Origin of the sequence: Bacteroides fragilis (genome assembly GCF_019583405.1) — a bacterium.
Lineage (GTDB): Bacteria > Bacteroidota > Bacteroidia > Bacteroidales > Bacteroidaceae > Bacteroides > Bacteroides fragilis_B.
This window is the reverse complement of record NZ_SZUU01000002.1, coordinates 115,171-139,496: the sequence shown is the minus strand read 5'-3', so window position 1 is coordinate 139,496 and position 24,326 is coordinate 115,171. Positions and strand designations below refer to the sequence as shown.

General features: G+C 45.3%; 20 protein-coding genes. 16 read left to right on the top strand and 4 right to left on the bottom strand.

Annotated features, from left to right (window positions below; translation table 11 throughout):
* Nucleotides 1-42: 42 nt before the first annotated feature.
* Nucleotides 43-882 carry an endonuclease VIII gene (locus FDF36_RS04905; RefSeq protein WP_220390558.1) on the bottom strand — a complete coding sequence of 280 codons (840 nt, stop codon included), beginning with the start codon at nt 880-882 and terminating at the stop codon, nt 43-45.
* A 276-nt stretch (nt 883-1,158) separates the two neighbouring features.
* On the opposite strand from FDF36_RS04905, the gene FDF36_RS04900 reads away from it, so the two are divergent.
* The 4 genes from FDF36_RS04900 to FDF36_RS04885 all read left to right on the top strand — a co-directional run bounded on the left by FDF36_RS04900 (nt 1,159) and on the right by FDF36_RS04885 (nt 3,952).
* Nucleotides 1,159-1,965: an AraC family transcriptional regulator gene (locus FDF36_RS04900; protein WP_220390557.1), complete on the top strand. Its 807-nt coding sequence runs from the start codon at nt 1,159-1,161 to the stop codon at nt 1,963-1,965.
* A 105-nt stretch (nt 1,966-2,070) separates the two neighbouring features.
* The gene (locus FDF36_RS04895; protein ID WP_005780096.1) at nt 2,071-2,436 is read left to right on the top strand and encodes a VOC family protein; all 366 of its coding nucleotides are present in this window, start codon (nt 2,071-2,073) and stop codon (nt 2,434-2,436) included.
* A 42-nt stretch (nt 2,437-2,478) separates the two neighbouring features.
* Nucleotides 2,479-3,300 carry a helix-turn-helix domain-containing protein gene (locus FDF36_RS04890; protein WP_220390556.1) on the top strand — a complete coding sequence of 274 codons (822 nt, stop codon included), beginning with the start codon at nt 2,479-2,481 and terminating at the stop codon, nt 3,298-3,300.
* A gap of 244 nt (nt 3,301-3,544) precedes the next feature.
* Nucleotides 3,545-3,952 (top strand): pyridoxamine 5'-phosphate oxidase family protein, encoded by a 408-nt coding sequence (locus tag FDF36_RS04885; RefSeq protein ID WP_220390555.1) that lies wholly within the window; start codon nt 3,545-3,547, stop codon nt 3,950-3,952.
* Nucleotides 3,953-4,257: 305 nt separating this feature from the next.
* Here FDF36_RS04885 and FDF36_RS04880 read toward each other — a convergent pair whose 3' ends face one another.
* Nucleotides 4,258-4,515: a hypothetical protein gene (locus tag FDF36_RS04880; protein WP_259281368.1), complete on the bottom strand. Its 258-nt coding sequence runs from the start codon at nt 4,513-4,515 to the stop codon at nt 4,258-4,260.
* A gap of 41 nt (nt 4,516-4,556) precedes the next feature.
* Complete coding sequence (locus tag FDF36_RS04875; protein WP_220390554.1) at nt 4,557-6,893, bottom strand: TonB-dependent receptor; 2,337 nt, start codon at nt 6,891-6,893, stop codon at nt 4,557-4,559.
* A 1,182-nt stretch (nt 6,894-8,075) separates the two neighbouring features.
* Between FDF36_RS04875 and FDF36_RS21140 the strand changes: the two genes are divergently transcribed.
* Both FDF36_RS21140 and FDF36_RS04865 read left to right on the top strand, forming a co-directional pair.
* Nucleotides 8,076-8,570 carry a helix-turn-helix domain-containing protein gene (locus tag FDF36_RS21140; RefSeq protein WP_259281367.1) on the top strand — a complete coding sequence of 165 codons (495 nt, stop codon included), beginning with the start codon at nt 8,076-8,078 and terminating at the stop codon, nt 8,568-8,570.
* A gap of 376 nt (nt 8,571-8,946) precedes the next feature.
* The gene (locus FDF36_RS04865) at nt 8,947-10,167 is read left to right on the top strand and encodes a tyrosine-type recombinase/integrase (RefSeq protein ID WP_220390552.1); all 1,221 of its coding nucleotides are present in this window, start codon (nt 8,947-8,949) and stop codon (nt 10,165-10,167) included.
* Between the two features lie 186 nt (nt 10,168-10,353).
* Here FDF36_RS04865 and FDF36_RS04860 read toward each other — a convergent pair whose 3' ends face one another.
* The gene (locus FDF36_RS04860; protein WP_220390551.1) at nt 10,354-11,232 is read right to left on the bottom strand and encodes a helix-turn-helix domain-containing protein; all 879 of its coding nucleotides are present in this window, start codon (nt 11,230-11,232) and stop codon (nt 10,354-10,356) included.
* Nucleotides 11,233-11,530: 298 nt separating this feature from the next.
* Here FDF36_RS04860 and FDF36_RS04855 point away from each other — a divergent pair, with 298 nt between their 5' ends.
* The 10 genes from FDF36_RS04855 to FDF36_RS04810 all read left to right on the top strand — a co-directional run bounded on the left by FDF36_RS04855 (nt 11,531) and on the right by FDF36_RS04810 (nt 24,171).
* Entirely contained in the window at nt 11,531-12,766 is a 1,236-nt protein-coding gene (locus FDF36_RS04855; RefSeq protein WP_220390550.1) for a fimbrial protein, read from the top strand.
* Between the two features lie 135 nt (nt 12,767-12,901).
* A complete protein-coding gene (locus FDF36_RS04850; protein ID WP_220390549.1) occupies nt 12,902-13,804 on the top strand; it encodes a FimB/Mfa2 family fimbrial subunit in 903 nt (300 codons plus the stop codon).
* Between the two features lie 45 nt (nt 13,805-13,849).
* Nucleotides 13,850-15,628 carry a hypothetical protein gene (locus tag FDF36_RS21135; protein ID WP_259281366.1) on the top strand — a complete coding sequence of 593 codons (1,779 nt, stop codon included), beginning with the start codon at nt 13,850-13,852 and terminating at the stop codon, nt 15,626-15,628.
* A gap of 24 nt (nt 15,629-15,652) precedes the next feature.
* Nucleotides 15,653-17,365, top strand: a complete 1,713-nt coding sequence (locus FDF36_RS04840) for an Lcl domain-containing protein (RefSeq protein WP_220390548.1) — start codon at nt 15,653-15,655, stop codon at nt 17,363-17,365.
* Between the two features lie 25 nt (nt 17,366-17,390).
* A complete protein-coding gene (locus tag FDF36_RS04835; RefSeq protein ID WP_220390547.1) occupies nt 17,391-19,175 on the top strand; it encodes a DUF1566 domain-containing protein in 1,785 nt (594 codons plus the stop codon).
* 33 nt (nt 19,176-19,208) lie between these two features.
* Nucleotides 19,209-19,877, top strand: coding sequence for a DUF1566 domain-containing protein (locus tag FDF36_RS04830; RefSeq protein WP_259281365.1), 669 nt, complete (start codon nt 19,209-19,211; stop codon nt 19,875-19,877).
* 18 nt (nt 19,878-19,895) lie between these two features.
* Entirely contained in the window at nt 19,896-20,225 is a 330-nt protein-coding gene (locus tag FDF36_RS04825; protein WP_220390546.1) for a hypothetical protein, read from the top strand.
* 26 nt (nt 20,226-20,251) lie between these two features.
* Nucleotides 20,252-20,809, top strand: coding sequence for a DUF3575 domain-containing protein (locus tag FDF36_RS04820; protein WP_220390545.1), 558 nt, complete (start codon nt 20,252-20,254; stop codon nt 20,807-20,809).
* A gap of 32 nt (nt 20,810-20,841) precedes the next feature.
* On the top strand, nt 20,842-23,823 hold the full coding sequence (locus FDF36_RS04815) for a tetratricopeptide repeat protein (protein WP_220390544.1): 2,982 nt from the start codon (nt 20,842-20,844) through the stop codon (nt 23,821-23,823).
* A gap of 54 nt (nt 23,824-23,877) precedes the next feature.
* Entirely contained in the window at nt 23,878-24,171 is a 294-nt protein-coding gene (locus tag FDF36_RS04810; protein WP_220390543.1) for an HU family DNA-binding protein, read from the top strand.
* The last annotated feature ends 155 nt before the right edge of the window (nt 24,172-24,326 follow it).

Here is a 24,326-nt window from a genome sequence, read left to right as displayed (position 1 = left end):
TTCAACTGCTTTTATAGTTTGAAAGTTGTATGGGGAAGGGTTTTATTTCATTACTTGGCATCCTCTGCAATAATAAATACTTCCTCCCAGATAATTCTCTTTCACAATGGTTTCACCACATTTGGAGCATGCCTGTCCCGCCGTATTTTTTGACAGGGAGGCTACGTACCGGCCGGGAACTCCGAACAAATCGGTTTCGGTGCTTCGTCCGCCCAGGCGGTAGATATCTTGTAGTGTCTCTTTCACTTGTTCGTATATTTTCTCCTTTTCTTCTGCGCCCAGTTTGTCGATCTTTGTCTTGGGATGAATATGCGCATGGTACAGGATGTCTTGCAATACTCCGTTGCCCAGTCCGGGAATTGTCTGTTCCGTTGCCAGAAAAGCTTTTGCCGATTTCTTCTGTGCTTCCGGCGCATTTACCAATCCAAGAAAGTACTCCTTGTCAAAGGCGTCCGACATCACTTGTGGCTTTGTTCTGGCCGTTTCGTAATAGGCTGCCAACGGTGCGTCAAAATGTCCTTGGGTAAAGCACAACAGTGCTCCGTACATCCGTACCGATGCTACCAGGCAACTTTCGTCATCGAATGCCACCAGCAGCTGATGTTTGGAGGGTAACTTCGCTCCCGATTCGAAATAACGAAGATTGACTCCGTCTGTCAAAACCAACATCGTGTCTCCGGCCGTTAGTTCGACCATTCCGCCTTGTGGGCAGGCTCTGTCAATGGTCTTGCCAACCAGGCGTTCGGCACACTCTTCCGGTTTACCATAAAACCAGGCAAATTTATGTGGTGTGTATTGAGCGAACACATCCGTGATTCGTTTGCCGCATACGGTCTTGTTCAGTTGCTCGCACAGTAGGCGGGCTTCGGGAGCTTCTATCATGGGCGAAAGAATTTATTTAAAAGTTATAGCTGTACAAAGATATGATTCTTTTCGAAAAGAGGTTTATAATAAACAAATAAAGTTGTGTTGCTTATTATCTATAAGTCTAACTTTCTTAAATACTCATGTCTGTCGGCTTGGGGGGACAAAAGTACGTTCTAAATATCAGCTGCGTTTGTCCATTCTTGCTTTTCTTTGTCTCTTTTTTCCTATCCCTTCTTTTTCCCGTCCCTTATCTTTGCCGCGATGATCTAAAAAACAATATATTTGTAGTCTATGCAATCATTCAGAATCATAATGCCCACAGCGGCGCTCGTCCCTTATGTCCGGCATTACTGGATATTGAGCGACGATGCGCTTGCGCCGGTATCCGAACGGACGTTACCCGTGGGGTGCGTCCAGATGGTCTTTCACCGGGGGCGGCAACTGCTTTCGCTGACCGAAGGCCGGTTGCAACCCTCTTCTTTCATCAGCGGGCAGGCGTTCGGCTATTCCGATGTCGAGTCTACGGGGATGTTGGAGATGATCGTAGTCGTTTTTCAGCCCTTTGCCGCAAAAGTTTTCCTCCACATGCCTGTCAGCGAGTTTCGTGGGATGAATGTAAATACCGAAGAGACGGACGATCCTCAGTTGGTTGATCTGGGCAGGCGGGTAGCCGATATGCCGGATCAGGCGGCGTGCATCCGCCTGATAGAAGAGTTTCTGCTAAGCCGTCTCTACGCTTTTTCTGAATACAACCTGAAGCGGGTTTCGACCGCTTTGGAGGCGGTGACCCTCCATCCGCACATCCGTACGGCACAACTGGCGGACGTAGCATGCCTGAGCAATAAGCAGTTTGGGCGGGTGTTTGCGGAGTATGTAGGCGCTACTCCCAAGGAGTTTCTGCGCATTGTGCGGATGCAGCGGGCGTTGTACACCCTGCAATGCCAGCCGGGCATTTCGTTTGCGCAACTGGCCTGCGAATGTGGTTTCTTCGACCAATCGCACATGATTAAGGAGTTCAAACTCTTTTCGGGATATACTCCGGTGGAATACTTAGCTGTTTGCGCCCCTTATTCCGATTATTTCTCCGCGGAGGAATGATGTCTGTTTTTTACTATCCGGGGCGGGTACTTTGGCCTACTTTTGTGGTGTGCTTGGGAGACGTGACTTCCGGCATACAGTATTCATCTTATTAATAGAAAGAAAATGGAAAAGTTTATTGCGTTTTTTGAGATTCCGGCGGCAGATTTCCACCGGGCGGTAGGATTTTATGAAACAGTGTTGGACATCAAATTGGCGGTCTCGGAGTATGAAGAGGAGAAGATGGCCTGCTTCATGGAGCAGGGCGAAGCGGTGGGAGCGGTGTCGTGGGCACCTGATTTCCTGCCTTCTGAGCGGGGAACGCTGATTCATTTCTATTGCGAAGAGATCGGCAAGTCGCTGGAACGTGTCCTGCAGAAAGGCGGGAAAGTCATTATCCCCGAGACGAAGATTGACGCTGAAGGCAGGGGACATTTCGCTGTTTTTGCCGATAGCGAAGGAAACCATATCGGTTTGTATTCGGATAAATAGCAGGTGTGAGTGATTCTCACTATATTTGCCCGAAATTGAAGTATGTATAGAGAATATCAACCTTGTGGACTGCTGGCTCCTTACGTCGATAAAATCTGGGAGTTCAAAGGAAGTCCTGAGTATGGGATGCGCATCAACGTCCTGCCGGACGGGTGTACCGATTTGATTTTCGCTTTGGGCGGGATAACACAACCGGTAGGCAGCGAAGGGCGGATCATGCCGTCTTGCCGTTCGTTTTTCGTGGGACCGATGAAACGTTATTCGGAGTTGGTTGCGTATACCGAAACGGTTCACATGGTTGGTATTCGTTTTCATCCTTGCGGATTATTCCGATTCATGGACTTGCCCGTGCAGGAGTTGGCCGGTCAGCGGATCAGTAGTACCGACTTGGAAATCAAGCTATTCGATGATTCGTTTACAGAGCGACTCTACGAGCTTCCGGATTTGCGGAGCAGGATTCAGTGTATTGAGACAGTATTGGTGCGGTCGATGTACAAGCACGATGTAGTGGACAAACAGATTGTTTTTGCGGTAAACCGCATTCATTTGTACCACGGTCAGCGGGAGATCCGTTTGCTGGCAGAAGATGCTTGTTTGTGTCAGCGGCATCTGGAACGGAGGTTCAAGCTGTTTACCGGATTTACCCCTAAAGAATACAGTCGGATTGTGAAGTTCAGGCAGGCGATTGATCTGCTGAAAAGTACGACGGAGACAAATAACCTGCTCTCGGTAGCGGTGAATGCCGGATATTACGATGTTTCGCACTTCCTGAAAGAGGTCAAGACGCTGTCCGGCGGTACGGCAGAATCATTCCTCTCTCCGACCTTACCGCAAGAGGGGCTGCTGACGTATATTGAGAAATAAAATATCGGTTGGATGATAAAGGAAATCTCCTTTAGAAAAGCGTTTCGGATTTGGTTTCGGGTACAGGCATTGTATCGCGAGCGTAAAATAAACTATGTCTGTAAGAAATGGCATTAATTTCGCTAACATGGTTTATATTGCATTTCCTGCTGCTTCAAATTCTGTAAAAGTCGTTTTTTTACAACGCCGGGGTAGGTGGGCAAGCTTATATTTGCAGGGATTATCAATCTAAATATCATATACAATGAAATCATTAAACGAAAGAGCAGCAAATTTGCTGCAAGGTTGTGAAACGGTAATACTCAGTTCGGTCAATCAAGAGGGATATCCTCGCCCTGTCCCTTTGAGCAAGATTGCCTCAGAAGGTATTTCCGAGATTTGGATGGCAACCGGAGATCATTCTGTGAAAACCAAAGATTTCCGGAGCAATCCGAAAGCGGGTCTTTGTTTCTACGAACAAGGGAATAGCGTTGCCCTGACGGGTGAAGTGGAGGTAGTGACAGATGCCGGACTCAAACAGAAGTATTGGCAAGACTGGTTTATCGCCCATTTTCCAAAGGGGCCGACTGATCCGGAATACGTTTTACTGAAGTTCCGTTCTGAGCATGCCACGTTCTGGATCGACGGACAATTCGTCCATCGGAACATTTAACCCGTTACTCTGTATTCTGCTTCTTTTATGGTAAATCTTTTAGCTTCTGAGAGGTAGGTACAAAAAAAACGGTACTTCGATTCACATCGCAGCACCGTCACAACACAAACACAAAATAAAACACGACAAAACTACTATGCAATCTTACCTGTCTATGCCGGGGAGGCATACGTTGCGGCTGTTATGGATATTCCCATAGGCATAAAGCGCTTCAGGCCGATTTGCATAATTATAAACGTAGAAGAAATCATTTTTGTTCAGGGGAAAACAAAAAAATGTATTTTTTTTAAGTTATATGTGTTTTTCTACATGATTGGCTTGATGCTTTCTGCTGCATTTGTTTTACGAACGGGGTTGATGGAAATCAGTTCGCCTTCATAACGTTTTATTTCCCAAAGTTCAATCGCTAAATCTCTGAAATTTACAGCCTCTTTCTGATTATCAGTAAAGCTTGGTGAAACAAAAGCTACACGGGATTGTGACCAGTCTACATCGTTCCTTTTTAGAGTCTTTTGATTGTTTTCATTATATCCCAATATAAAGTCAGCCTTGTTTTGCAGCATTAAACTGAGGTATGTGAATCCTTGGTCTACTACGCTGGCCCTTATAAACTGACACTTGCTCCGAAGAAGAAACTCCTTGGCAGTGAAGGTCCGTATATATAATCAGAATCACGGTTCCAATTTTTGTCGAAATCTTTCTGGTAGGCGTTGGTTATATTTTGAATTCCTCCGCTAAGTTGCAAGACTACTCCTTTATATACGGTCATGTCATAAGATAACTTCAGATTGATTGCAAAAAACTTCGGAGTAGTGACTGCAACTGGCTCATTGACCCCTGAACCTGCCGCATGCCCCACCAGCATATTTCCCGTATAGGTGCCCGAGAAAGTTGCCGACAAATGTTTGAGCGGATTGAGTGTTGCTGTGAAGTACCCGTAGACATTGGGCGTACGCATCATTTTTTTCTCTTTGGGAGCATCTTCATCCCATTCTATTGCTTCATCATAATGGCTTTGTTGCAATGTAAGTCCTGCTTGTAATTGAAACCAGGAAGTGAAAGCCGCTTTTCCTTCTGCATTTAGGCCGAAAACCTTTGCTCCGTAAGCATTATAGCGTTCCAGAATTTCATTTCCCTGTTCGTCAGGCTGATTCAATTTACGTTCGGCAAATACATTGCTCAGGTTGGTATAGAAACCTTCCAACAAGAGGTTGACTTGTATGTTACCGAAAGTATGGTACAAATCGGCCGAAACGCTGAAGCTGTTAGAGCGCTCCTCCTTCAGGTTCTTTGCCAGCCGCGTTACCACACGTTCGCCACCTACCAGACTGGTATGTAAGTCTTCATCAAAAGTTTGCGGTGCGCGGAAACCGCCTGCGTAGCTGGCGCGCAGGTTGATTTCCTGTGTCGGATTGTAACGCAGATTGATCCTCGGGCTGAATATCACGTGGTTAATCAGATTGTGTTTGTCCAGACGTCCTCCTAAAAGCAAGCCCCACCGGTTATTTTTCCATTCGTTTTGCAGAAATGCACTTCCTATCCTGACTTTTTGCTTGAAGTCTCTATTGTAGCCGATATATTTGTCGGTCAGGTTATCGTAGTTGTATTCCGCACCTGCAATCAATTCGGAGGGCATAAACAGAAACCGGCCGAAACGATGCATGTATTGCGCACCGCCTACCATCGTCAGGTCATGTGTAGTTCCATAAGCCTTTTGCGCATCTGCTATGTTTTCCGGAGAATCATCTCCTGTTCCGCCGTAATAACTGTTTCGGGCTACATCACCAACAGAAAAGTAAGTGCTCAGATGATTGTTTTCATCCTGTGAAAAAAGATCGTATGTTACTCCTCCGCTGTTTATAGTATGTTCCGCTTGTTCGGCTATATTCGCTTCTTGTGGTGGCAGATTCAACTTGTTTCCTCCCCGGCTGAATCCGTTGATGGCATGGTACTCCAGTGTCAGTTTGGAATGAGTACTGGGTTTAAGAAATGAATGCAGTCCGATTACTTTATTTCTCAATACGGGCAGTTCCGTATATCCGTCCCCGTCATGGTCGTAACCGTCACGTTGACGGCTTTGCCCGAATATATATACTCCGGCACGATTGTCGTCGGTGACGAGAGAGGCATTCAACGTCGTGTTATTATCAAAAACACTACTTCCTCCGACGGACATTAAAGAATGGGAGAACTCCGCTGAATTGCGGGTCGGTTCTTTAGTGATTATATTAATTGTACCGCCGATAGCAGATCCTCCGAATAATGCGGAACCACCCCCACGTACTACTTCTACACGCTGAATCATGTTTGCCGGTATCTGTTCGAGACCATACACGCCGGCAAGTGCGGAAATCACAGGGCGGGAGTCAATCAGCATTTGTGAATAATGCCCATCGAGTCCGTTGATGCGTACTTGTGTATAACCACAGCTTTGGCAATTATCTTCTACCCGGACACCCGGCTGAAAACTCAATCCCTGCGCCAGACAAACGGCATGTGTGTTCTCAAATAGTTTGGAGTCCATTACGTTCACCAGATTGGGAGCCATGCGACGCATTGTTTCGGCTCGGTTGGCGGAAACCACGACTTCATCCAGTGCTATGTTATCTTCTTCCATTGTGAAATTAAGTTCTTGGGTGGAACCGGGTGTTACTTCGACTTCTTTCTGCAAGGTGCGGTAACCGATGAATTGCGCTTCAATGGTTAGTTTTCCTGTTGGCGAATTTTTCAGGAAATAATGACCAGAGCTATCGGTGGTTGTGCCGATAGTTGTTCCTTTCACATAAATGTTTATATACGGCAGGGGATTCCCGCTTTTCTTGTCGGTGACGTGACCGTAGATATGGGCATCACCTCCTTCCGAAGGTACGTTTTCGGCATAAACGGCCATGACGGTCAGCATCAGCCAACCGCAAAGGCAAATAATAAATTTGTAGTTCATCTAAAATTGGTTCTGAGTCAGTTGTTTTTTTATTTTTATCTCAACTTTACTGTCAGAACCGGATAGGCGGAGCATGCAGGTAATACGGATAAAGTTCTGTTTTATAGACCTTATCCTGAGATATTTCTTGCTCATAAATCAGAGTGGGAGTTATTAGATTGTTATGAGAAGCTTTTGCTTGCTGTAGGAAAGGGGAAAAAGCAAAGTCACAGATCGGACACTGATTGCATGGGGATTTGGGACAAGATTGACATTCATCATGTGTAGCTGAATGTGTCTCTTCATGGTAATGAAAAGCTTTTATGCCAAAAAAGGACATAAATGTTATTAGTAACAGCCATGCAATGTATTTCCTGTTTTGTTTTTTTCTTTTCATTTGCACCCATTTACCTAATGAATGGAACAAAGATATGTTTTTCAATATTTTTTTTGTTATCGCTTTATGTTAATTAAGTAATCATATCCTAATTTTACTTTGAGATATATTCATCTTTTGATTTTTTTTGTGCTGTCCGGAATACTTTATGTTTCCGGTATCTTTTTACCACAACAGATACTCCTTGCTATACTTCTGTTTCTAAAAAAAACGTCACAATAAGCTCTTTATATTAAATATTATTGTCTATATTTGCATTCAAATAAATCAGTATGAGCCCTATCCATAATAGAGCCATATATAGTGTTTAAAAAACAAACAAAACAGCAATTCTGATAATTGGTTACTTGTCTTTAAAAGTATATCGAGATACGTCTTATTGAAAAGAGATGCATGCTAATTGTAAATGCCCTTGCTATATACCCATATATAAAAAATAAATGCAAAACTTAAACCCCAATCAGCTAATATGCCCTTATTATTCTCCGGATTATAAGGTTATACCCCAGTACATCGAAATGAAAGCCGGGGAATCTCTGGAACTATACAGTAAGACAAGTAATTATTTTATTTTCTTATTTACAGGAAGTATTATCATTGATTTTAATCAATATATCAACCGTCCTGTATCGGAAAATGAAATGTTCTTCCTACCCAAGAATAATAAATTTAAATGGAAAGCAATTGCTAAAACAACCCTGATCCTTACAGGGTACAATGCATCGGCTTTCCCATGTTCAAGTGTGAGAAATAAAATACTCTCCAAGAGGAAAAGCACAGTAAAATTCCTATGCCGGGGTATTCCTATGAAAGAAGAAATGAAAAGTCTGGTTTATCAAATGAAAAACTATGTAGATGCCGGAATAAACTGTCACCACTTATACCTTTTAAAATACAAAGAAATGCAATTGCTATTCAAATATTTTTATACTCAGGAAGAAATAGCACAGATTTTTTATATGTCATTGGGCAACAGTCCGCTTTTTGTTGAAATGATTTTAGGTAATTACTCAAAAGTGAAAACTTCAAAGGAATTAGCTCATTTGTTAGGATACAGTATAAGGCAATTTGAAAAACTTTTTAAAGAGAACTTCGATGAAACTCCTTATAAATGGATGCAAGACCGTAAAGCCAAGCAAATCCTTCAGAAATTGAAAGATCCCGATATTCCGTTAAAGCAAATTATGTACGATTTTAAATTTGCCACTTCTTCACACTTTAATTTCTATTGCAAGCAGCATTTAGGGGGAACTCCTATGCAGGTAAGAAACGGAAATAAAGACAATCTTACATCTAAATAGATTACCCGTTGTTGATTCGCAGTATTTCTGCGCTGATTGGTAATTATCGTCCGCATATATACGATTATATTTGCAACAAATTAAGAAGTCAGTCTTAAACGATTGGTAGTATTGTTGCAAATTTGCATCTCTACAGTGATGGTTTTGCTTGATTCGTGAGCAAAAAACTGTGTGATATGACCATTTCGGGCCATTCCCTTTTGAACAGCGTCTGTCCTAACAGAGTTTCCGAAAGCGTTTGTTCAGAACAATTTGCGACATGTTCTTTTCTCGGTGTTAAAGCATAAAAGGGTAGTGCTTATACTGTGTGTATTTGTCAAAATCACCTTTCTTTGTCGCCGAAGAAATTAATTATGTTATACTCAAATTAAAATTTATGGCAACAGTAAAATTAAAGCTAAACAAATCGAGAGCATTGAAAGACGGAAGTTACCCTGTGGTATTTCAACTTCTCCACCAGAGGAAAAAAGAGATCGTATATACTAAATACCGTATGAAGGAAAATGAATTTATACCGGTTTTTGAAAAGGTTAGTTCTGACAATTACTCCGATTGCAAGATCAGCCGGGAACTACATAAGACGGTCAGGTTGCTCTATCTGCAGATAAAGCGGCTTGAAGCCATCGGAGATGACTATACCGTGAAAGACATAGCTGCCGCCGTTGCTATCAAGCCTGCCGGGAAATACATATTATTGGATTTCATCGATTCACAGATAGCCTGGAAAAAGTCAATGAAAAAAGATGGTATTGCGGCAGCTTATCGCAGTACACGCTCCTCTTTGGCTAAATTTATCGGCTCAAATCAGGTGAAAATGTCCCAGATCAACCAACGGTTCGTAACTTGTTACAAGGACTTCTTATCTTGCAATGGAGCCAGTGAGAATACGGAGGCATATTATATGCGCAATTTCCGGACCTTATATAACCTGGCCGTAAAAGACGGTTTCGTGCCCAAATGCGATTATCCGTTCAAAGACATTTGCACTAAACCATGCAAAACTATAAAACGGGCCTTGGATAAAGAGCAGATGTTGCGGTTAACGCAATCCGGTCTTGAATCCAATCCGGAGCTGATGCAATCCCGGGCTCTTTTTTTATTTGGCTTTTATGCTCAGGGAATGGCTTTTGTGGATATTATTTTTTTAAAATGGAAAAATATTTGTGGAAATTCAATAAGCTATAGGAGGCATAAGTCCAAACAGACTATTCAAATAACAATTACTCCCCAGATTCAGGCTATTCTGGATGAATACGGGATTAATAAAGAGAATGTGGACGGCTATGTGTTTCCCGTCATCAAACCTGTTATTAACCCCAAAACGGATAAAAACGAATATGAACAATACCGCGTAGCTTTAGGGCGGACAAACAGGCATTTAAAAACCATATCCAAGAATTTGGGTATTGCTCCGTCACTGACAACATATACCGCCCGCCATACCTGGGCAACGCTGGCGAGAGAATATGGCGCGTCCGTTGCTACGATCAGCACCGGCTTGGGACACACGAAAGAAGAAATGACCCAAGTATATCTGAAAGAGCTTGATCAGACTAATCTTGAGAGGATTAACGGTATGATTAACAGCTTATTATAATGAATGGTAATCTTACTAAAAAATGTGTTTTATGACACTCTATTCCGTAATAGAGATGCAGGCTTCAAAATCATAGGTTCTTTGTGCTTCTGGGTGCAAAGATAGACCATCCGTTATTTATATTTATTGCCAAAAAGAATGTTTTTTTTCACATTTTGTACTTATTGGCACAATTCAGGCAAAAAACTACTGAGTCATAGTCTGATACTTTATAATCAGTTCTCGTGGCGTACAATCGAAATGCTGTTTGCAGTAATGCGTAAAATGAGCCTGGGAATCAAAATTGAACTCTTCCATCAACTCTCCAATCGTAGTCTCCGATGCCATCACCTTATTTAATATGCGTTGGTTGCGTTGTTTCAGCAACCATTGTTTGGCAGTAACTCCGAATACCTGCTTAAACTTGCTGTGAAAGTTACATTTTCCCATGTTTGAAAGGGAAATGAGTTCATTTACATTATTTACTTTGGTACAGTTTTCGATGATAAAATCTTTGAATGACAATTCGGTTGCCAGAATTGGATAAAATAAGCGTGCCAGTTCTTCCTTGGTATAAAATCCACGCAGTAAAAAAAACAATTCCTGCTGCAACAAACTATGGAAATGCCCGCAGTCCATCTTCTGTTTCAGGCAATGCGTTACAAGCTCTAAAAAAGGAGGAAGCGGATAACGTATATCGACCGGTTCAAAATTATAATCGAATTTACTACAAAGTTCTGTCAGCGATTGCAATGCAAACTTGTCACAAAGGTTTAAAGGGATGCCGAACGACAATGAAAGCAAGCGGGAATCTGCCGTTACTTCTATTTTCACTGTAGCCATCTTGGGTAATAAAATAATCGATCCGGCCCGGAATTTCCTATCTTTGAACTGATTATAGTTAATGACACATTCTCCCTCGAGCAGGAATACGATATGGTTCCATATAATCTCCTTTTCCAGTATGACTTCATCCTCTTCAAACTCAAGATATTTGAATCCGTTTTCCAGTTCCTCACGGTAATTTCTACATGACAAATGCTCTTGCATATAGAGCAGTTTGTTCAGCGATGTTTTCTTATTCATAGGCTATTCTTTTTATTGGTTTTTCTCGTTTTGTTTCAGCAATGTTTCAACATCATGTCGATAATGAATCCATATCATATTGAAACACTGCTAATTCTATTGTAAAGAAGAAATCTCTCTGTGATTATTCAATATTCCTTAAGAATAGAGCACTCGTAACAAGTTGTCAATCATGCTTTTAAAATCGTTTTCACCTGTAATACATCTCTATTACGGAATAGAGCTTTAATGAATGTAAAAGAAATGTTTAAATCTAAAAATAAATAAGTTATCAATTTTTTAATTAAAAAATCGCTGAATGAAAGTAAAAAGTTTATTATTGTCGGTGTGCGCGATAGCGGCATTGGCAAGTTGTTCACAAAATGATGATGTGGCTCCTACGGGGAATGATGCCCCCAAGGCGCAAGTGATTCTTAAACTGGAAGGAGATGGAGTAAACACAAGAGTAGCGGGTGGCTCGGAAGCTGCTACCGAAAACGGAGCTGACATTAAGGATGTTACTGTATTTTTCTTTAACCAGACAGGCTTTATCGTAGGTGCCCCAAAGTTTATAGCGGCTGCTGATATCAATAATCCGATAACCACTACTACGGATGCCGCTGAAGTAGTTGTAATTGCCAATCTTGGTGATAAGACCGGTGATGGCACATTTAATGGTATAGCCAGTCTTTCCCAACTCCAAAAACTCGATTTCTCTTCTATTAATACTACCGGCACTGCTCCCGATCTTACTTATACTGTAAACCAGAGCAAGGACAATTTGTATTCAAGTGGAATGGGGGAAATCGCATTTAATGATAATGTAGGTACGGCAACCGTTCAGCTACATTTCGTATCAGCCAGAGTAAAGACTGTAAAGATTGCATGGACAGCTAACCAGCATTATGCTGCTACTGAAACAGAATTGAAAACTGATGCCTCCAAATGGTTTACCATTAAAAAGGTTTATATGATGACAGCCCAGACAAAATCACCTCTTATTCCGGCCAATACTGTAGACGCCTCGTGGGGAGGATTTGTTCCGCAGGCTTACGCTTTTGCAGGTGGTGGGTCATGGGGTACTGCACCGTGGCAATGGACAGGCGACAATGAGCCGAAGCAAACAGATGATTATCTTGCAGTCGCTGCGGATCTTAAGGAGAGCACTGCTAATGCCAATCAAATAGATAACGCCCTTGCAAGTAAATCCTGGTATCTGTTTGAAAATTCCCCTGCTTCTACCCATCCGACCGGTCTTGTTATTGAAGTTGTATGGAGATCAAAAGACCAGTCAACAGAAGTGGGTGATCTTTTGACCAGGTACTTTACAATGTATTTTGGTGAAAAAGGAACTAATGGTATTTCTCAACCTCTTCTTACAGCCGGAAAGACTTATGACATGTCTCTGTCTTTGAAAGGTGATTTTAAACCCGGCGGCAACGCAGGTGGCGGTGGTGACGATCCGACTAAGCCGAGTGTAGACGCTTCGGTTACGGTTACTGTAACTAAAGCAGCCTGGACGACAACCGCCGAAATCACAAAAGATTTCCAATAATCCTCGCATCCCCCTTTATTCTTTATAATTAAACAATAAAAATATTCTCAGAAATCGGCATGTGCCCGATTGTAATCCACATTCGGGCACATTACCGTTTTCAGCAAAGATTAAAAACAAGAAAGAATATCCATTATGACAGGTGACTACAAATTCCGGTTCATGCCGGGGATATTATATTTTATGTTCACACTATTGCTGTTATCGGGATGCATAGCTGAAAATAACGACGATTGTTTCAAGGGTGTTCCTCTAAAAGTGAAACTTCCTGCCGGAATTTCGCAGGAAGCCATCAAGGATATGAGTCTCTATGTATTTGATGACAAAGACCTGTTGTTAGATATTCTTCCAACAAACAGCAAAGAACCTGTCATGCTGAATTATCCGGGTATTCCCAGCCTCCATTGCATAGCTTTGTGTAATACGCAAGACGGTACGATGCTCGTCAGCCCCCTGAAAAAGGGCGATCCGCTCTCCGGCGGTTTCATATCTCTGAAACCCTCTGTGCCTACAAGGGTAGGGAAGAGCACATTCACCTCTCCGGCCGATTTATTCTATGGAGAGCTTAAGATAGAAAATACTTCGACGTCCGCCCGCATAGAGGAACAGGCCCTGGCTGTTTCACGGATGGTGGCGTCAATGAATATAACCGTACGCGGTCTGGAACTTCTTAGTGAAAACAATGACGGCGATTATTCGCTCGTTGTGCATGAAACTGCCAGCCGCCTGGATTTTGAAGGTCATTATAGCGGTGCTCCCGCTTCCTATCAATTTTCGCCCCGTTTTGAAGCGGGAAAAGATTATAAAATTCCTCCTTTCAATCTGTTTCCTACTCTGGAAGAAAACAAAGGGCTGACCATAGATATCTATCGTAACGGTGATCTGCTTAGAAGTCTGAACACGGACAGCAGCCACCAGCCTATCATCCCGGTAGTGGGACAAACACTGAACGTGCTGTTGGATTTCAAATTGAGTGTCAGTGTAGAGGTAGAACTCACCGCATGGGGAGAAGAGACTGTCTGGAAAGAATATAATTAAATCACCGGACGGTGGACTATAAATACTGAAGATAAAGTATAGAATATGAAGAATAAGCATACATCGAATTTAAGCAAGTGGGCAATGATTGTTGCTGCAATGATATTTCAAATATCATGTCAGCAGGACGATTCGTTCTCCCCGTCTGCGGATTCTACCATCATCAACCTGTCCGTATCCGCCGCCAATAGCGGAACGACAATGGATAATGATGATACCGCTTCGGCCATTAAGTCCCTTTGTATTCTTCAATTCAATGCAAATGGAAATGCCTTCGGTACCTTGCGTCATGTGGGTATAGGTACCGCTTCTGATGCGGGTGCCGGAAAATACAGCGCCACACTGTTGCAGAGCGTAGATAACAATGATAAATACAAGCTTGTCATCGTAGCCAACTTCCCCGATGGTGATTACGGAATCTTTTATCGTATGGCGGGAAGGAGCTATGCGGAAGTGCAACAAGCCTGCCTGAGCACGAAGCTTACCGGGGAAAGCAATGTACCGGAATTTACTGCTACACAGCCGTTTCCGATGTTCGGGATAGCTAAAGATGGAACTCCTCAAATCATTAATGAGACGATGGATCTCGGCACCGTATCACTGGTACGTGCAGTGGCTCGGGTAGACATCGGCATAGGGACTAAAAACGCCAATGGCAATACATGGACCAAAGGTAAAGTGCCGTTTTCCATGACCCAGGTGCAGATATGGAAAGATGGAAAGCAATACGCGTACATGCCCGTAGAAAACAACTTCTCTTCTTCGGCAGGGGTATTGACCATCAACAAACCTTCGCCTGTCGGAGATACGGAAACAAAGACGTATGGTAGCGCGTATATCACCAATAGCACCTATTGCGCGGAAAAAATCTATCTGCCCGAAGCCGATTTGTTATGGGGGGGAGTATATGATGACAAACATACCCAGCGCCTTGCAATTATCGTAGGAGGAAAGTATAACGGTTCGACCACTGAAACATTCTACCGCGTAGACTTCACTTACGACGAGGGAAGCCGGGACAAAATGAATATCCTGCGTAACCACGTATACCAGTTTACCATCAAGAGCGTGAAGGCTGCAGGTTATGCGACCGCCGATCTTGCGTACAACAGCAAGCCGAAAAATTTAGGTTTCGAAACCACTCTTGAACCATGGACTACGGGGCAATCGGCCTCTGTACCTTCCATTTCGGGATATTACCTGAATTATCAGGGATTTAATGGTGAGAACCTGGACTGGACTTACGCTGCGGGTTCCTCACAGCGAATTCCCAAGAAGAAGTCTCTTTGGACTGGCTATAACTTCTCATTCGATTACAATGATTTTTATAAGGAAGGAAATAGTTTCTACTCTCCGAATATCATGGGAGGACAAAACGGGGAATTATATTCTACAGTGCCGGATGCCCTTAACTATGAAGGTACCTTTCCCTCTCTGATGGTTTCCGGCAGTGATATGGTGAATGAATTGGGTAATGAGACCATTCCGTGGAAGACCGGGACTGCGTTGACAGCCTTTGACCTATGCCGCGATCTGGAAGAAGACGGATTCGATGACTGGAGACTTCCGCGACTCTCGGAACTGGCGTTTATCTATGTGAATCAGGGAAGTTTGGAAAAATTGCGCGGGTTCACACCGTTGTCCGGGACTTATTGGTGCGGAAGTGAGTATCTGGAAGGTACAACAGACGAACTGAGGAAAAAGTCCGGTTCAGCGTGGGCTGTAGATTTTAGTACTAGTACCACCGCCGGATATGCATTGCATTATGGGAAAACGACGAAACTGAGAATCCGTTGTGTAAGGCAGAAATCGAATGATAAGTAATTGAAACGATATACAAAGATGAATATGGATACAAACAAGAAATATACCATCCCCCGGGCAATCATCCTGGCAGCTTGCTCTTTACTATTGGCCGGAGCTTGTGATAACTATGTTTCTAACGGGCTTGAGCCGGGTACTCCGGCAAGGGAAGTCCCTCTGAATTTCAATGCCTCCATAGAAAAGGCCGAGACCACCCAATCAAGGACTATTGCAACCCCCACAACGGATTTTACCGGAAATACCTATTCCTTTGGCATGTCTGTCACTAAAAGTGAGAACGGGAATGAAATTTTCAAAGGATCATCAGACATGACAGCGACAATGCAACGCTCTGCTCCCTCCGCACCGTGGAATTGGTCTTTCATTGACAATTCCAATCAATTAAGCGTTACTCCCGCAGGACCGGAAGGTAAAGCCTTAAAGGTGGTTGCCTACTATCCGCCCGTCACAACCGCTACCAAGAGTGTCTATACGAATGGTATCCCGTTTGATTTCACCGCTACGGACGGTCTCAAGCAGACAGATCTGCTTTACAATACCAACACCATCTTTCCGTTCACTCCATCCGGTGACCCGGTGGCAACTGTCCCTTTAAACTTCCGGCATGCCTATACGTGGATCGTTCTTAATATCACGAAATACGTGAATAAAGGACCGGAGTGCATGCTGAGTAGTGTCTCTCTGGATAATCTCGGTGGGAGTTGGATTAAAAACAAAGGATTTATTGATCCGGAAACAGGATTGGCGAAGGATGGAGCTATTGTTGGTCCGATAGGAGTAACAGTGGATCCTGCTGTGGCATTGTCCACTACAGAAGTTCGCACCTATGAGTTTCTGGTCCCCTCGTTCATGGATACCAAAGTCGGTGACGGTGAAATAGCCCTCGTATTGAATGTTAATGGAATTAATGAGCTATTTACTCTGGACAAGGCCTATCTAAATCGTAGTGACGATGGCAAATCATTTGGCTTCAGACAGGGATATAAGAATACGTATGACCTGGTCTATAATAACTCTGTCCTGAGCCTAAGTATTCAGAACTGGAGCTCAGAGGTGATTAACGGTGGTTTTGGAGGCAGTATAGCTCCTCCCGGAGGCGGAAGCTATATGAAGATATATTTTCCGGGATATCATTGGCCGGCAGCCACTAAGCCTGGTGATCCATATGTGACTACATATCCTCCAAAACCTACCTATTTAGCTGCTGGAGTGCATCCGTTCGAAGACTGCCTTACCACTGTGGCCTATGGAGGTAACGGAGTTTATGTACCTGTTAATTCACCGGCCCCCGAGACACTGCCCACGGACGGTCTGAAAATTACGGATGATATAAACGTGTACACGAAGGAAAAAGTTTATCCGACAATTCAGATGACCAAAAACGATATATCCATTGTATCTGTTCCGTGGGAAGCTGCAAACGGGCAGTTGGTCGCAAAAGAACTTTGCAGGAAATATAACGGGGGCGGTTTTCATAACTGGAGACTTCCGAGAGCCTCCGAGTTGCGGACGGTATTAGTACTGGTATCGGCTAATGGGAATACTTTCGATGATTTGAACTTTAGTAAAGATGAGAATCGAAACAAACCATACTGGACCGGTACTGAAGTGAACGAAAACGAAGCATGGGGCATGTATATTGATTATACAGGAGTAATTTCAACAACTACGGTGGTGCTATCTCCGTATGATAAAAAAATGGAGGCTTCCGTGCGCTGTGTCCGTGATGTTAACTAAGAGTAAGTATTATAACAATCTACAAATGAACGATATTATCATGATAAGAAAAACAATGGTTTCGGCATGTATCGCCTGCTTAGTCTTGGGGGGATGTACGGAAGACAACCTGTCGCCCGATTCCCGGACGCCTTTACCCACAGAGCCGGTCACCGTCGGGCTGACCTTGGGCATAGACGATTACAACACTTCGTCTGCGGGGAGCACGCGCTCGGAAGAGATGCCTCCCGTCCTTTCGATGTCCTCGCCGGATATGGATGTGGAACTTGTGGCGACACCTGCCGTCACAAGGGCATCCTCGTCTCCGGCCGGGGTTATCACTGAAGATAATGCCGTTTATTCGTACATGGGCTTCCAGTTTGACGGAACAAAACCGGATGGAAGGCTGGTGGAAAAGAAGTTTTTCACTTCTCCGGACGGTTCCATCAGGACAGACGAGGTGGAGATTATGCCTACACCGGCGGGACAAAAAAACATGATTGTGATTTTTGCTAATGTCAATGAAAGTGAGTTTTCGGGGATAACAGTGAACAATTCCACCTATGCGGATTTACAAAATCTCTGTATGACATGGGTGACCGATGACGGCATTTTCCCCAGGAATAAGGTAACTCTGCCAAATGGCGGAGGAGAAAGAACAGGAATCGTCATGTGCGGCCAGATCTCTGCTGAAATTAGTGCAGGTAAACACCTATATGTATTTTTGAAGCGTACCGTGGCAAGAGTGACATTCAATATAAAAACAACTTATCCGCATTTTATAGATGTACCACATACGTGGAATGTGGCTTTGATGAATATTCCCACACAGAGCTATTATAATGTAATCGGACGAAAAGCCATTTTCCCTTTAGAGAGTTCGGGAGAAAAAAGCAAGCTTTTCTGGACTAAATCGCTCACAACAGTAACCGCTGCGAATCCTGTGATTGAAACGCCTCCTTTATATATCCCGATCAATCTCCAGCAGACGGTGTTGACCTCTACACAAAGTACCCGTCGCGATAACGCGCCCATAGGCGGCACTTACCTTCAGATTATCGGGTTGGAGAATGCGACGGTCTCCGCCGCCGAAGATTTGAATATTGTAAAAGATTTCTCTATCTATCAGTTGTTTTTGGGAAAGAACTTCACGACCGATTATAGTGTGTATGCCAATTACGACCTGACTTACAACATTACCCTGAAAGGAAACAGTGCGGAAGATACCAACGTCATCCGGTTGATACCGGGCTATTTCTCAGGAGAGCTTACGGCATACGATGCAAATGGTACTGCCTTATCGTCAGTAGATGACGTGAATGCCGCTAAATGGAAATACCCGAAGAGAATAGAATTTCATTTTATGGATGGCTACTATCCGGTGGGAAGCTCATCCGGTACCACAACGCCGGGAGAGACGAACCTGAAATGGTATGCAGGGACAGCATTCAACAATTTGGGAGCCACTTCGTTGACAGACGGACATAAGAATACCGAACTATTGCAAGCTACCGGTACCCCTTGGGAAGACTATGCGGCTGCTTACACCTGCTATCGGGGAGCGAACGGATACGGGCCGGGAGTATCTGCTGCGGATATTCTGTGGTATCTCCCTTCTGTCAGCGAGCTGATAGGAGCCTGGGTATCTTCTTCGAATACACGAGAACAGTTGGCGGGCAGCTACTGGTCGTCTACCGCTAATCCGAATGTCGATAAAGCCTTTGTAGTTACGAATGAAGGGAAAGTGTACTCCGATGCTGTCGGTAATCCGCATGCCGTCAGAGCTGTCCAGGATCCTGACAAAGCCAGTCATGCGGGCGGTGGCAACTAAGTAAACGAAATGCAACCTAAATAAGAAATAAAGATGATGAGTTTTAAAACCTGTCCTGTTCTATGGATTGTTTTATTCTGCTTCGGCTTTCCTCCGGTAGTTTTCGGGCAGTATATCCAAAAAGTGACTATTACTAAAGATGGTACAAAAACGACTTATGCCGTTATTTATGCGGAAGGATTGGCGGGAGCCGCCCAATGGGGTCCCGGAGTAAAGATGATGAGGAACGGTAATACCATCCGGCATCAGGTTTCTAAAGGAAACGGTAGTAATCTGAGTGTCAATGACAGAATACCGTTTCGCTTTATCGTGGCACCTACAGATGTGGAGAACAACAATAAAAATTGGATGGCAGTGCAAGGAGTAAATGATGGCGGGCAGAATCAGAATCCGGATTTTACCACTACTGCAAATACAGGCTGCCGTTGGTATGGTACTGTCGGTGCACCGGGTGCAGGGCGCCAATGGCGTGTCCCCACTCAACGCGAGTTACAACTGATGTGGATGTTTCGTGAACCCATCGGCTTGATATATAAGGATAAACCGATGGAAGAGTCCGGCAAGACGAAAAGATACTGGACTTCTACTGAAAAAGGTACGGACCAAGCCTGGTTTTTTGACTTTACGCCCGGTATACCTTACTGTGATACCCAGCTTAAAAGTACAGCGAACGGTATGGTGAGGTGTGTGAGTGATTATTAACTGATAATAAAGATAAATATGAAAATTCCGGAATTGGCAATCGATAAGGAGTCGCAAAACCTGTATTACATTTACCTGTTCTATGTGGAGGATAAGTGGTGGACTTTCGGATACTCCGCTTATTATTTGAGTATCATGTATCCGGTATTGGAAGCTGCCAATGCAACCACCGGGGAGCATGAAGCGTGCATCCCCTGTGTACACGTTCCCGACAGCTTTCTGGTCAGGCTCTCTGAATTTTACAGCACCTTGGTTTCAGACAACTACATACAGGTTGAAGCGCCACCCACTGCCTATTGCTACCGGCCCGGCTACGACGAATGGTATGAAAAGCTGACAGTAAACTAACATAAACTTTTTATATTGAAACATCCATGAAACAGTTCATACGATATTGCCTATTATCCTCTTTCCTGCTGCTTGGGGGCGGCCTTACGACCCGCCTGCATGCCCAATTCTACTCTGTGCAGTCCAATACACTGAAACTGGCGGCCACCACGTTCAACGTGGAGGGCAGCATGCTTCTGGATAAGCACTGGACGCTGAATATGAGTGTTTCTTATAATCCGTGGAACTTCAGCGACACTAAAAAGATAAAGCATTTTCTGATAGAACCCGGTGCGCGCTACTGGTTCTGGCAACCCTACGCCGGAAACTTCATCAGCATGTATGCCATGGGCGCACGCTTCAACGTGGCATGGGACAAGGTGCTCGACTACCGTTACCAGGGCTGGGGCTACGGCGCTGGAATGACCTACGGCCGCTCCTGGCTTCTGAGCAAGCGCTGGAACATGGAGGTGGAAGCGGGGCTGGGGCTGCTTGTCACCCCCTACACGAAATACCGTTGCGGACATTGCGGTGATAAGGTGAAATCGGGTACTTATTTCTTACCGACACCTAAAGTGGCGTTTAATCTTGTTTATTTGTTCTGAGGCCTGGCATTAAGCCTGCGCACGGATGATGTATGAAGAGTAGTAAAAGTTTCCATATTCTGTTTCTGGTCATGGTCGTCACTGCATGTTCGCCGTTCGGCAGGCTCTATAAGGAGCAGTCGAGGGTGACACTGGCATTGCCCGCCAACCGCCGGACCGAACCGGTGGAGGTGGCCAGACGCGATTCGGCCGATCAGCCTCCGGTCCTGAACTTTATCTTTGTCGGCGCCAAAGGGGACAGCATTCCCGTGGGCATGTCGGTGGAATGGGACAGTGTCCATAAAGAGAACCTGACCACGATGGCATTGGATGAAGTGGTGGTGTCCGCCGGTTCGACGCGGAACACTGCGGAGCGGAACGGACTGATCAACGTGGAGTTTGTTGTGACGGTGCCCAAGGCGCTGCAGCGGGAGGAGTGGATGGTCAAGGTCCGCCCCGTGCTGCTGAGGGGGAACGTGCCCGACTCTCTGAAAGAACTCCGCTTCACAGGCCGTCGCTTCCGCGAGTTGCAGGAATGGGACTATCGTCGCTATGACCGTTATGTGGAGAAGATCATTCCCGACTCCGCCAATTTTTACCGTACCTACGTAAACTACCGTTCCTTTGAACGCTACCTGGAACGCCTGAAATGGTATAAACGCAGACTGGAGAAGCTGTGGGCGATACAGGACGCCAAAAAACGGCTTCCCGACCCGCTGCTGCTTCGTTTCGGGATGTTCAACCGGCAGGTGGCCCGGCGGGACAGCCTGTTGAGGGAAAATATGCTGGAGTACTCCCGGCTGATGATCGAACGCCGGCAGTGGCGGTACGACCGTGCGCTTGCACGGGTGAACGACACCCTGCAGCCCCAATGGCCCCGTTTACGGGAGCGTTTTCATTACTTCAACCACCGGTGGGACCTCCGTACCAACTATCAGGCGGGAGAACTGGTCACCCGTAAAACTTATTTTTATGCCAGGGCATCGCTCGCCTCCCTGCGGCAGGCGGAACGCGGGCTCTATTATGCCGGGGGTGTGGACTCGCGGCTCTATAATTCCCGTTTCGGCTTCTTCAATGACAGGATGGAACGGATGGATGCCGCGCTTTACCGCCATTACCAAAACAAAAGCGGAAGGGCCGCAAGCCATGCGGGGATAAGATTCGTGCGCACACTGGTGGCGGGACGTGACACCATCCCTCTTTCTCCGGAGAACCGCCGTTTGTCGGAGAAATATACCCGGCGTTATGAAACAGTCAGGGATTTCTTCCCGATGTTCCACTTCCGCCGCCCGGATACGGACACCGTGCCTCCTCTTTGGCTGACGGCTGGAAGTCCGGATACGGTGCGGACCGGGCGGAAGTCATTGGCGGGCTTTTCGGAAGAGGGGATATTCGCATATTACAGCCCGGATCAAGGGGCGGCGGGACTTACCCGCAGCAAGCTGCCGCTGTACGCCTACCGCCGCGACCTGTCCGACTCGTTGCGCCTGCCCGGTTGCAGAGCGTTCAGGGAACTCGAACTCAGCCGGTTCGATCCGGCGGCAACGGTAAGGCATTACCTCGACCGTTACGAACGTCTGCGTTCGGGCTGCCCGCAATACCACCTGATACGCGAATTGTATAACATACATCCGCCCGCCGTTCGGCATGCCGGCCTGCAGGAAAAATACGGAAACTGGATATCGCACATCAATTCGCTGGACTCCACCGGGCTGGTGCAAAAGTTCTATAACACGCAGAAGATAGCCCGTAACGAGGCTCGTAAAGCGATGAAAGACGAGAAATACCATGACATCGTGCGCTTCCCGTTCAATCCGGAGGCGGAGCTGGACACGGTGATCTATGCCGCCGACCAGGTGAAGTTCCTCTATTCGCAGAAGGTGCCCGCGGATGAAAACTCGGCACGGATGAAAGTGTACGTGGTAGGCAATGTGCTGAGCGGCAAGGGAGGCAGATACCCGCTCCCCAAATCGGATACGCTGACTTATTTTGTGAGCTCTATGACTAAATTTATAGACAAGACTCCGCGCTATGTGCGAAAAATCATCACCCGTGACGCGGAGGCCAATACGAGTGTGAATTTTTACTTCCCGCGGAACGACTTTAACCTGGACGAGAGTATTGCCATAAACCGGCAGGGAGTAAAGAAAGTGAGGGACCTTACCCTTGCGCTGATGACCGATCCTGTGTACCGGATAGACAGCCTGACGCTCTTCGCCACCTCGTCTCCCGAAGGCAGTTGGCGCATCAACGGGGAAATAGCCCGGAAGCGTGCGCAATCGATCCGTGAGATACTGGCAAAGGAGTTTACCGTGCTGTACGATTCATTGTCTGTGGGTGTCAACGTCGAGATAAACGAATCGGGCAACTTGATTCACCACAAAGTGGAAAATAAGATTCCGAACCTGCCTGAGCTGATAAAGATATGTACCGTGCCCGAGGATTGGGTCAAGCTGCGCCGACTGATTGTGAATGACGCGGACTTCAAAGGCCATAAAGACGCCATATTGCGGATTATCGACCGCGAACAGGAACCCGACCGGCGCGAATGGCTGATAAAAAGCCAATATAAACCGGAGTATGCGTATATGTTAGAGAAACTCTACCCGATCATCCGTGCGGTGGATTTCCGTTTCAGCCTCTCCCGGCGGGGGATGAAGCAGGATACGGTCTATACGAACGAACCTGATACGACGTATGCCCGGGGTGTGGAGTGTTTGGAGAAACGCAAATACGCGCAGGCATTGGAGATACTCCGCCCGTATGATGACGTAAATACGGCCATCGCCTACATGTCTTTAGGTTATGACAAGGCCGCTTTGCGGATATTCGAGAAATCCCCCCGGACGGCTGAAAACAAGTACATGCAAGCCATCCTTCAGGCACGTTTGGGGGATGAAGAGAAAGCGGTGCGGCTGTTGCTCAGTGCTGTGGATATGGACGGGCAAATGAAATTCCGCGCGAACCTCGATCCGGAGCTCTCGGAACTGGTGAAGAAGTACGGGCTCTTTAAGGAAGAAGATGATTGGAATTAAAAGAAGCAAAGCAGGTGAATCTGTTTTCTATGAATATTATTAAAAACTAAAAAGATGAACAAGAAAGAATTGATTCAAGAGGTCGCTATTCGTAGCGGCATGTCACAAGCGGATGTGGAGAAGACCTTAAACCACATCACAGACACGGTCAGAGACAGTTTGCATAAAGAAGAACCCGTCACACTTGTGGGATTCGGAACTTTCCGGGTGCAGGAACATGCGTCACGCCAGGGGTATAATCCTTCAACCGGTCAGAAAATGGAGATTCCCGCAAAGAAGATTGTTAAATTCAAACCGGGCAAATCTCTGGAAATCAATCAAGAAAAAAAAGAGCCGGCTATAGGATAAATAAAAAAATGAAGACAGAAAATAATAGCATACAGTGTTTATAACTCGCGGATTGCTGTGAAGCAATCATTTTAAGAATCCATAACCTCTGCCATCTCTGCTTATGAAGATGATCTGATGGATTCAACTGCCTGTGAGGGTAGAATATTGTTTGT

Excerpts from the sequence above, each read along its gene's own strand:
- FDF36_RS04835 (WP_220390547.1), top strand. The coding sequence starts at position 17,391 with ATGAACGATATTATCATGATAAGAAAAACAATGGTTTCGGCATGTATC.
- FDF36_RS04825 (WP_220390546.1), top strand. The coding sequence starts at position 19,896 with ATGAAAATTCCGGAATTGGCAATCGATAAGGAGTCGCAAAACCTGTAT.
- FDF36_RS04895 (WP_005780096.1), top strand. The coding sequence starts at position 2,071 with ATGGAAAAGTTTATTGCGTTTTTTGAGATTCCGGCGGCAGATTTCCAC.
- FDF36_RS04860 (WP_220390551.1), bottom strand. The coding sequence starts at position 11,232 with ATGAATAAGAAAACATCGCTGAACAAACTGCTCTATATGCAAGAGCAT.
- FDF36_RS04840 (WP_220390548.1), top strand. The coding sequence starts at position 15,653 with ATGGATACAAACAAGAAATATACCATCCCCCGGGCAATCATCCTGGCA.
- FDF36_RS04900 (WP_220390557.1), top strand. The coding sequence starts at position 1,159 with ATGCAATCATTCAGAATCATAATGCCCACAGCGGCGCTCGTCCCTTAT.
- FDF36_RS04875 (WP_220390554.1), bottom strand. The coding sequence starts at position 6,893 with ATGAACTACAAATTTATTATTTGCCTTTGCGGTTGGCTGATGCTGACC.
- FDF36_RS04815 (WP_220390544.1), top strand. The coding sequence starts at position 20,842 with ATGAAGAGTAGTAAAAGTTTCCATATTCTGTTTCTGGTCATGGTCGTC.
- FDF36_RS04865 (WP_220390552.1), top strand. The coding sequence starts at position 8,947 with ATGGCAACAGTAAAATTAAAGCTAAACAAATCGAGAGCATTGAAAGAC.
- FDF36_RS04855 (WP_220390550.1), top strand. The coding sequence starts at position 11,531 with ATGAAAGTAAAAAGTTTATTATTGTCGGTGTGCGCGATAGCGGCATTG.
- FDF36_RS04905 (WP_220390558.1), bottom strand. The coding sequence starts at position 882 with ATGATAGAAGCTCCCGAAGCCCGCCTACTGTGCGAGCAACTGAACAAG.
- FDF36_RS04885 (WP_220390555.1), top strand. The coding sequence starts at position 3,545 with ATGAAATCATTAAACGAAAGAGCAGCAAATTTGCTGCAAGGTTGTGAA.
- FDF36_RS04890 (WP_220390556.1), top strand. The coding sequence starts at position 2,479 with ATGTATAGAGAATATCAACCTTGTGGACTGCTGGCTCCTTACGTCGAT.
- FDF36_RS21135 (WP_259281366.1), top strand. The coding sequence starts at position 13,850 with ATGAAGAATAAGCATACATCGAATTTAAGCAAGTGGGCAATGATTGTT.
- FDF36_RS04810 (WP_220390543.1), top strand. The coding sequence starts at position 23,878 with ATGAACAAGAAAGAATTGATTCAAGAGGTCGCTATTCGTAGCGGCATG.
- FDF36_RS04880 (WP_259281368.1), bottom strand. The coding sequence starts at position 4,515 with ATGCTGCAAAACAAGGCTGACTTTATATTGGGATATAATGAAAACAAT.
- FDF36_RS04820 (WP_220390545.1), top strand. The coding sequence starts at position 20,252 with ATGAAACAGTTCATACGATATTGCCTATTATCCTCTTTCCTGCTGCTT.
- FDF36_RS04850 (WP_220390549.1), top strand. The coding sequence starts at position 12,902 with ATGACAGGTGACTACAAATTCCGGTTCATGCCGGGGATATTATATTTT.
- FDF36_RS21140 (WP_259281367.1), top strand. The coding sequence starts at position 8,076 with ATGAAAGAAGAAATGAAAAGTCTGGTTTATCAAATGAAAAACTATGTA.
- FDF36_RS04830 (WP_259281365.1), top strand. The coding sequence starts at position 19,209 with ATGATGAGTTTTAAAACCTGTCCTGTTCTATGGATTGTTTTATTCTGC.